1 protein-coding gene is annotated in these 538 nt (G+C 62.6%); it reads left to right on the top strand.

The window, feature by feature from the left end:
• Window positions 1-538: TolC family protein (locus AC1D0P_RS27910; RefSeq protein WP_477679700.1), on the top strand; the 538-nt coding region annotated here is incomplete at both ends.

The raw sequence follows: 538 nt of genomic DNA, 5'->3' as shown, positions 1-538 counted from the left end.
CTGAATGGCCAGACGGCGGCCACCGCTGCAGAGTCGACGCCCAAGCTGGACCAAGGCAAGCTCGTCTGGGTCCCGAATCATCCTGCGCCGGGCAATCCTTTCCAGCCGATGAAGGGTCACTGGGCGCCGACTGGCTTTAGGCCCGTGACGACGGACAATTCCGCGGCAACGGCAGGCTTGGCCGCCACATGGACGCTCGATTTCGGCGCCCGGCCGTCGGCCGAGCAGCAGACCTATCTGGTCGAAGCGCAGAAGGAAGGGCTCAACTCAACCCGACTCGACATCATCGCCGGGGTCACCAATGCCTATCTGAACGTACAAGGCCTCGGTCAGCAGATCATTATCGCGCAGAAGTCGCTTGCCGTTCAGAACAACACGGCGGAAATCACCAAGGCGAAACTCGAAGCCGGTTCGGTTTCGGCACTTGATTCCACCCGCGCCACCGCTCAGGCCTCGTTGACGGCAGCCGACATTCCGTCGTTGGAGCAGGCACGCCAACAGGCGATCAATCAGMTCGCCGTGCTGCTCGGCAGGGAAC

The sequence above is a fragment of the Polaromonas sp. P1_G2 genome (assembly GCF_056405515.1).
The sequence above is the reverse complement of the archived record's forward strand: the minus strand, read 5'-3'. Positions and strand labels throughout refer to the sequence as shown.